Source organism: uncultured Campylobacter sp., from assembly GCF_937980635.1.
Lineage (GTDB): Bacteria > Campylobacterota > Campylobacteria > Campylobacterales > Campylobacteraceae > Campylobacter_B.
In genome coordinates, this window is record NZ_CALJPG010000033.1 from 1 (window position 1) to 7,803 (window position 7,803).

6 protein-coding genes and 1 pseudogene are annotated in these 7,803 nt (G+C 47.0%); 3 read left to right on the forward strand and 4 right to left on the reverse strand.

Going from position 1 to position 7,803, the window contains the following annotated elements; translation table 11 throughout:
* Nucleotides 1–814 (forward strand): annotated as a pseudogene (gene fusA / locus Q0460_RS09215) (elongation factor G); the annotation flags it as partial.
* A 1,292-nt stretch (nucleotides 815–2,106) separates the two neighbouring features.
* On the opposite strand, the gene Q0460_RS09220 reads toward fusA, so the two are convergent.
* From Q0460_RS09220 to Q0460_RS09230, 3 genes are all read right to left on the reverse strand, one after another.
* A complete protein-coding gene (locus Q0460_RS09220; protein WP_299086462.1) occupies nucleotides 2,107–2,850 on the reverse strand; it encodes a DUF4272 domain-containing protein in 744 nt (247 codons plus the stop codon).
* 661 nt (nucleotides 2,851–3,511) lie between these two features.
* A complete protein-coding gene (gene pepE, locus Q0460_RS09225; protein WP_299086463.1) occupies nucleotides 3,512–4,345 on the reverse strand; it encodes a dipeptidase PepE in 834 nt (277 codons plus the stop codon).
* A 230-nt stretch (nucleotides 4,346–4,575) separates the two neighbouring features.
* Nucleotides 4,576–5,676: a hypothetical protein gene (locus tag Q0460_RS09230; RefSeq protein WP_299086464.1), complete on the reverse strand. Its 1,101-nt coding sequence runs from the start codon at nucleotides 5,674–5,676 to the stop codon at nucleotides 4,576–4,578.
* Between the two features lie 148 nt (nucleotides 5,677–5,824).
* Between Q0460_RS09230 and Q0460_RS09235 the strand changes: the two genes are divergently transcribed.
* Together Q0460_RS09235 and Q0460_RS09240 are read left to right on the forward strand one after the other, a co-directional pair.
* Nucleotides 5,825–6,094, forward strand: coding sequence for an MGMT family protein (locus tag Q0460_RS09235; RefSeq protein WP_299086465.1), 270 nt, complete (start codon nucleotides 5,825–5,827; stop codon nucleotides 6,092–6,094).
* 130 nt (nucleotides 6,095–6,224) lie between these two features.
* Nucleotides 6,225–6,503, forward strand: coding sequence for a hypothetical protein (locus Q0460_RS09240; RefSeq protein ID WP_299086466.1), 279 nt, complete (start codon nucleotides 6,225–6,227; stop codon nucleotides 6,501–6,503).
* A 91-nt stretch (nucleotides 6,504–6,594) separates the two neighbouring features.
* On the opposite strand, the gene Q0460_RS09245 is transcribed toward Q0460_RS09240, so the two are convergent.
* Nucleotides 6,595–7,314: a CorA family divalent cation transporter gene (locus Q0460_RS09245; RefSeq protein WP_299086467.1), complete on the reverse strand. Its 720-nt coding sequence runs from the start codon at nucleotides 7,312–7,314 to the stop codon at nucleotides 6,595–6,597.
* Nucleotides 7,315–7,803 lie beyond the last annotated feature (489 nt).

A 7,803-nucleotide genomic window follows, 5' to 3' on the forward strand; every position in this document is an offset into this window, starting at 1 on the left:
AATGGGTATCGCGCTTCAAAAATTGGCGCAAGAAGATCCGAGCTTTAGGGTCGCGACCGACGAGGAGAGCGGACAGACGATCATTTCGGGAATGGGCGAGCTGCACCTTGAGATCATCGTAGATAGAATGCTTAGAGAATTTAAAGTCGAGGCCGAGGTCGGACAGCCGCAGGTCGCATATCGCGAGACTATCCGCAAAACGGTCGAGCAGGAGTACAAATACGCTAAGCAGTCGGGCGGTCGCGGTCAATACGGTCACGTATTTTTGCGCCTAGAGCCTTTGGAGCCTGGCACCGGATATGAGTTCGTAAACGATATCAAAGGCGGCGCGATTCCAAAAGAATACATACCTGCAGTCGATAAGGGCTGCCAAGAGGCGATGCAAAACGGCGTTTTGGCGGGCTACCCGGTTGAGGACGTGCGCGTAACTGTCTATGACGGAAGCTACCACGAAGTCGACAGCTCTGAAATGGCATTCAAACTTGCCGCTTCTATGGGCTTTAAAGAGGGCGCTAGAAAAGCGGGTGCCGTGATCTTGGAGCCTATGATGAAGGTCGAGGTAGAAACCCCTGAGGAGTATATGGGCGACGTCATCGGCGATCTAAACAAGCGCCGCGGACAGGTCAATAATATGAGCGAACGCGGCGGCAATAAGATCATCGACGCATTTTGCCCACTTTCGGAGATGTTTGGTTACTCGACCGATCTACGCTCTCAGACGCAGGGTCGCGCGACCTATTCGATGGAATTTGATCACTACGACGAGGTTCCTAAGAATGTCGGCGAAGAGATCATCAAAAAGCGCAACGGCTAAGCTTAACGAGCGTTAGGGGTGCGGCGATAGCTTTATCGCCAACCCCCGGCGCTTCTTTAAATTTTAAGACGGCGCTTAAATTTAACCCGCTTTACGAGTCGAAATTTAAACTCACATTCTAGCTTCAAATAAAATTTCAACCCATAAGTTTAACTCCTGCCGGTCGCAAATTTAGATCAAAAAATTTCAATTAAATTTAAAAATTCAAAACATAACTTAAAACGCGCTCATGATGCCGCGCCTATCGTTTTACTAGAGATCTATTCTTTCGTAGAGAAAGCACACATGCAGCGTTATCGCTTTGATTTACATTCACGGACAAAATCGCCGCAAGCAGGATCGCGCAAATGGGGCGAAATTTTACCTTCGACGCAGCCTTAAGGCGGAGCGCAACTATCATAGACCTATATCGGACGCGACCATCAGTGCTTTATGCGAGTAGTGGTATGCTCGGGGGCTTTAATTGTGCTACCGTTTTGCGCCGTAAAATTTCATCTTAGCGCAGCGATCTACGCACCGCTCATATAAGCTGAGCTAACACCCGAGCTCGCTTGTTTTCAGATTTAGCAGGCGTTTGCTTTCGCAGGCTTAAAATGCGCGGATGGGTACCTTGCTCGCCCGCAACTTTAAATTTTGAAATTCCACGGCGCTCTGAAATTTAGCAGGCCCCGTCTGAAATTTTGGTGGATCTGCTCCCATGATCCTCTTTGCGCAGTTCGCAATATAATTTTAAAATTCTATCTCCAATCAATTTATAAATTTATCTCATATTCGGCGTACTTTTTATCTACTCATGCATATTATGATTTGAAAAAACAGCGCGCGATCGAGGTTAAATTTTGGCGCAAAACACAGGTAGCAGTATCACGAGGCCAGACCGAGCGACTTAAAATTTTACGATGGTGATACCGTATATGAGTAGTGACCGAGTAAAATTTTAAAGCACTAAATATGGCGATGCTAGGAAATACTGCTCTACGGAAATAAGGCAAAAGCATTTTTCACGAAATCTCGGCGAATTTAAATTTGAGCGAAAGAATGCAAGCGGCAGTATCGCAAGGCCAGACGAGGCGCGGATGAAATTTGCGATGGGAGCGCATGTGCAATACGTGACTGAGCAAATTTTAGACGCAACGACGTATAGTAAAGCGAGACAACGCGCGCAAAGATAAGGTGCAGTATTTTTTCTTTAGACGAGGCGGAAAAGAGCCAAATGAAGGAACGCATATTATAATACGTGACTGAAATTCGGCGAAATTTCTAACGATGTATAAAGGAAAAAGAAGGAGCCGCTAGGTATTCAGATCAGGATAATCCCACGCATTATATTCATCCGTCAGATTATCATTCTCCGCCCCTTTGCAGCACAGCCACTCCAGCCCGCCGCGTCTCTCCATCACGACCTCTTCGTCGAGCCCTGCGCAGTCTGAGCCGTGCACGCGGGCATTGACGCACGCCCAGTGGTAGCGGTAGATGAGATCGAGCGCCTGTAAAATTTCATCCGTATCGCGCAGCTTTACGCGCGCCGAAAAATCGCCGCCGCTAAAGGTGTCCATCACAAAGGCGCAGTCGCAGATCTCGCTCGGAAAGCTAAGCTCTTCCACTAGCCCCATCGCCCACATTAGCGCCCACAGCGACTCGTATTTCCAGCCCATATTTACGGCCTCGTCGCGGCTTGCCTCGCCCTGCGTGACGCGGCGCTCCATGCGCGTGAGCTTGTCTATGCAGCCGTAGCGGTTCGTAAGAAAGCCCTGCGCGCCCTGTTTATCCTCATCCGCGAGCTTGCCCTCGTCTCTGATCGAGCAGGCGCACATTATCGCCGCGTACGAGCAGATCGCGCGGGCGATAACCTCGTCCTTTTCGCGCGGGGTGACCTCGTCCGTCTCGTACCGTAGCGGCAGATGATCTATATACGGCACGCCCTGCGATTTTAAAATTTCGATACTTATATCCTTGCGCTCTTGCGCGGTCTTACCGATCTTTGCGGCGTTTGCGCTATTTTTGCCGCCTTTTTTGAAAAAATCTGAAAATGCCATGAGCTCTCCTTAAAATTTTAAACGTATTTTAAAACAATCGCGCAAAATTTCAGCTTACGGCGACAACGCGGATTTTTAAATTTAAGCTCAAACCAAGCTCTGCAAATCGGATGGAAATTTCACGCTGCGCTACGAATTTATGCAGCGCCCGGCAGGCTCGTCCGTGCCTTCGATGATGCTTTGATGCATATCGTCGTAAAATATCCTTACGGGCGATTAGGGCTCTTGCGGCGATTCCAGCGAGATAAAAAAATTTAAGCTTTGCCTTAGATCGGTTAAGTTTCGAAGGCCATTCGAACCGGTTTTGGCGGCGCCATAAGCGCTGCCGCTTCTTTTTTACAAATATACCGTCCCGCCGCAGTCGGCAAGGATGTCCGCGATGTACGGAATAAAATCGCCGAGCGGCATAAGAAGGCGGACGCGGGGCATTTTATCTGCGTTTTAAATTTTACTCTTTATGGTTTCGGCGATCGTGCGCCGCTTTAAAATCGATGCTTATATTTTGATCGCGCGTCCGCATAAGCAAAGCGCGCTTTGCCGCGTAAATTTAAAAGCGGCGCCCGTATTTAGCCGAGCGCCGCAATTAAAATTTAAGCGATTCGCGCATTCAAACGAGCGGTGCCGCCTGGCGCACCTCTCAGTTAAATTTGAGTAGGTGCAATCAATACTTAAACGAGCTGCCCGGCTCGATCAACTTAACCTTTTGTTTATAATTCATCTTTAGCACCGCAGCAGGTCCAAGCACGGTCGCCTTATCGCCTTCAAGCCAAAACGCCGTACCCTCCGGCATCGCATAAACGGTCGATTTTTGATTAGCGATCAAAAATTCCTCCAGCCTCTCCTCTCTGCTCTCGCCGTTGTGCCCCGCAGGCTTGCCCGAGATGAAGTGCGGATTGATCTGGTACGGGAAAATATTAAAGGTATTAAACGACTCAGGCTCGATGATCGGCATATCGTTCGTCGTCATCATCGTAGCGCCCGCGACGTTCGAGCCCGCGCTCCAGCCGATATACGGCGTGCCGTCCTCGACCATTTTGCTAATCAGAGCGATGAGCTCGTTTTCGTACATATCGTGTACGAGCTTGAAGGTGTTGCCGCCGCCTACGAATATGCAATCCGCGCTCGCGACTTCCTTCGCGGCGTTTTTAGCGTGGTGGACGCCGACGATGTTTAAGTTTAAGCTCGCAAGCGCCTCTTTGACGCGCTTTTCATATTCGTCGTAGCTCCTGCGCAGACTCGCATAAGGGATAAAAACGATCTTTTTGCCCGCGAGGTTGTTCTCCTGCGCAAATTTACCGATCCACGACACCGCGTGCGATAGATACTTCGTGTCTTTGTAGCCAGAGCTTGAGAGCAGTAGCGCTCTTTGCTTGCTATGATCGCGCTTAGAGAGCTTAAACGCCTTTTCGCTCGCAGCTAGTTCGCTCGTGCTGAGCATCGCAGCGCCCGCCGCCAAAGCGGCTACCTTTAGTAGGTTTCGTCTTTGATTTTGCATCTTTTCTCCTTTAAATCAAAGTTGATATCTGTTTTGAAATTATATTCCTTTACATATAAAGAGAGACTGAATATTCGGTTTAAATTTCGCTCGCCCGAAGGCCTCGGCAAGGTAAAATTTTAAAACTACCAAATTTTGAAATTAGGCGAGGCGCCGCGTCGTAAAATTTAAAAATGCGGCTGAATTTAATGAAATTCATGGCGCCGACACGAGGTTAAATTTAGTGAAATTTACGCTTCGTCCTTTGGAATATAGGTGCTTCGATTAAACAGATAACACGCTACAAAAACGAGAAAACAAGGCGATAATACATTTGAGCCGCTCAAAAGCAAGCTTATTATCCTCTCATTATTTTTAGCGATCAGCGCCGCTATTATGAGCGTAAGTGGATAGAGGATCAAAGCTACGCTAGCTAAATTTTCAATCGTAAAAATCGCCAAAGAAAGGCGCTGGTTTTTTATGAAAAGTTTGCTGTATTTTTTCGTCGGATAGCTCTTTAGATAAATTTGCGTAAAAATATATGGCAAAATCAGTACCGCAGCAAGAGAAAAAAGCCCACCCAGAATGTTATTCACAAAGCTTGCAAACCACGAAACTAGAACCACAAAGCCCACAAACGTCATGCTAGCACGTCTAATAAGTCTATGCGTGTCGTAGCGATTTTTTAGATTGTGCGGTATATTTTTAAATTTTGCGTCAAGCTCATTTAGTTCGTCTAGTCTTTCCTTTACGGATTTTGCGCTTTGAGCCGCTAGGACGGACTCCCTGCGTAGATCCGAGGTCCCGGAGGCGGGCGTATATGAGCTTTTATTGAAAAAATAGCATATCGTAAAGATTAACAAGCAGATTGGAGCTGCGATAAGACCGTATAAAAATGCGTAAACACCGTACCCATCGCCGACATCCTTGACAAAAAATGGTCCGAGAAAAAGCAAAATCGGATACAAAAGCAAAACTATGCTGGCAAAATTTTCGATCGTAAAGACCAACAAACTACCTCCTTGATCCTTAATAAAAAAGTTGCTGTATCGCTTAGTCTTAGTGTATTTCAAAAAACAGATCGTCGCACATATAGGCAAAACTATTATCGCGACATTACGAATATATATAAAAATTTCAGATGATAATTTTATGCCGATATTTGTAAAAAATGACTCTAAATATGTTCCCAATATCATCGAAAAATAAAAAGTAGCAAACGCCGATGACCAATACGCCATAATCACGCGTCTGATAAATCTATGCCTATCGTATCGCTTCTTTAAATTTTCAGGGATAGCGGCAAATTTCTTGTCCAGCTCTTTCGTGTCTGATTGAAATTTTTCGTCCACAGCTTACTCCTTTTAAAGCGCTAAATTTTAGAAATTATATCGAATTTAGCGCTGCAAAGCAGCTACATTTAGGTCTAAATTTAAATGCGAAAGAGTATAATCGCGCCATGGTTTTGACGCAAAATTTGATCTATGAAATTTTACCCTTGTGGAGGAGATCCCCGCGGGCAGGGTCGCTAGCTACGGACAGATCGCGCGCCTGATCGGGCTGTCCGCTTGCTCGCGGCTCGTGGGGCGCGTGCTCTCGCAAGCAGAGCTCTACGGCGACTACCCGTGCCACCGCGTCGTAAACCACGCGGGCGCCTTGGCGGCGAGCTTTGCGGCTCAGCGCGAACTGCTAGAGGCCGAAGGCGTGGAATTTAGAGGCGAGCGCCTGTATGAAAAAGCACCGCTGGGAGTGCTAGGTATAGAATTTTAATCGCCCTATAAGCAGTCCGGCATAGAATTTACGGATCGTTTGAAGCGCGAAATTTCAAATCATTTGCGGCAAAAATTCTAAATTGTCCGCGGCGCGAAATTTTAAATTTACAAAGCGGCGGCAGGGTGAGATGGAAGATAGGCGCTGCCGACCGCCAAGAGCCTGCGAGCTTTATTTGCTTGTAGATGCGGCGCAAATCATCTGCGGAAAAGATAGAATTTTTATCTTTTTACGCAGCGGCTTAAATGCTGCACTAAGCGGCTCCTCGGCAATCAGCCCGCCGGAGTTTTACGAAGCAGGCGCGCTGCTGCCTATTAGTTTTTTCACCGCAGGCTTTGTCGCGCCCGTTTCGACGCCGCTTGTAGATTTTGGCTATCGCAAATTTTGCAGCGGTCGATCTGGCGGCTGATCTGTCCGTCCTCGGCGCGTTAAAATTTTTAAGAGGTATCCGCCTAGGATATTTTTTAGCTCGTTTTTATTCAAAATTTAACCTTTCCGCTTTAGTTTCTCTTTTTGACGTAAAATATAAAAAAGCCTACCATCGCCGCAAAAATCACGCACATCGCAAGCGTCACGATGAGCGTGCCATGTTGCGAGTCGCTTAAAAACAGCCCCGTCGTGTTCATCCCGAAAAAGCTTGTGATGAAATTTAGCGGCAAAAGTAGCGACGAGATGATCGTGAGAATGTAGATGTTGCGGCTAATTTTGTCGTTTTTGAGGCCCTGGATGAACTGATAGATATCCTCGATCCTGACAGCGTATTCGCTCATCACGCCCTTGAAAACGCCCGCTTCGTAGGCATAGTTTTTCAGCCGCTTTTTAAGCGCCGGTTGCTCGTTTGCGCAGATGAGCAGCGCCTCGTAAAAATGCGAAATTTTGTTTTGAAATTTGCGGATTTCATATTTTAGGATAGAGTGCTTTTTCATAAATTTTGAAAAATCGCCGCGGCGCGTGTAGATTTTTTCGTAATTCTCAAGCTCCGCGGAGTGCTCTAAAATTTTATCGCGGTACTGTGCTAGGATCTTTTTTACGACTGCGAAAAACTCCTCCTCGCTGCTAAGCCGCACCTCGGCGGCACCCTCTTGCAAATAGATCGCGCCCGCGTCGAAAATAAAGCGGTAGTTTTGCTCGCGCGGCGCGTCCGTCACAAAGTACACATACTCGCGATCCTCGGCGTAGTAATAGCCCGAAACGCTGCGCTTTTCGGTAATCGGGTTCAATGAGGCCTCCTTGCTTAATCGTTTTAAATTTGCGGAATTTCAGAATTTCGCTCAAATTTACGGAATTTTGAAATTCTGTTGCCGATCAGAATTCTGAAATTTCGCCGCCAATAGGAATTCTAAAATTCCGCCATCGCTTAAATTTTATCGTATTTGGAATTTCAAAATTCTTTTGCGCTTGGAATTTTAAAATTTTAAGCACGAAAGAATTTTATTATTGGTGGAATTTATGCGGCGCAGTCGCAATTCAAATTTAACGCGGACGCAGTCCGCACCGCTAGCGTCGCGCGGGTGGGGGTTGGTAAGGGGGCGGGCGCACCTCGCAACTCTGAGCGCCGCCCCCTTACAAGAACATCACGCATAAAACATGCAGACATCAAGATATACATAAAATTTTATCATTAAATCCACGGCTTGCAGAATTTATACCGTGATTTTTATTTCTCTTGGGGCGGGAAGGGGGCTTGAATTGCGAGGTCGCTCCCCTTC

Bases quoted from the DNA above. Each gene is read 5' to 3' on its own strand.
- Q0460_RS09220 (WP_299086462.1), bottom strand. From the start codon at position 2,850: ATGGCATTTTCAGATTTTTTCAAAAAAGGCGGCAAAAATAGCGCAAAC.
- pepE (WP_299086463.1), bottom strand. From the start codon at position 4,345: ATGCAAAATCAAAGACGAAACCTACTAAAGGTAGCCGCTTTGGCGGCG.
- Q0460_RS09240 (WP_299086466.1), top strand. From the start codon at position 6,225: ATGGAAGATAGGCGCTGCCGACCGCCAAGAGCCTGCGAGCTTTATTTG.